Raw genomic sequence first — 240 nt, 5'->3', positions numbered from 1 at the left:
CGGGCAAGGCCCCGCACAATCTTGATCAGGGCCGCGATGGGTGTGTCGGCGCTCAAGCGTAGCCGGACGTCGCCACACTCGACCTCGTAGATGCTGGTGCTGTGTCGCGATGGGCATGCCGGCACTTCCAGTGAAGGCTCAGCCACTGCCACTGGTAGCCAGTTGAGTGCAGGCGCCTCTGACAGCTGAGCGTCGGGCATGCCGAAATCGCCGGCAAGATAATGACGACGCCATTTGAAC

The 240-nt window shown here is 62.5% G+C and carries 1 pseudogene; it reads right to left on the bottom strand.

The annotated features are described in order from the left end of the window. Nucleotides 1-240, bottom strand: a pseudogene (locus P0D80_RS51740) (hypothetical protein); the annotation flags it as partial.

The organism is Paraburkholderia sp. RL17-373-BIF-A, from assembly GCF_046030175.1.
In the GTDB taxonomy this organism is placed as follows: domain Bacteria; phylum Pseudomonadota; class Gammaproteobacteria; order Burkholderiales; family Burkholderiaceae; genus Paraburkholderia.
The sequence above is the reverse complement of the archived record's forward strand: the minus strand, read 5'-3'. Positions and strand labels throughout refer to the sequence as shown.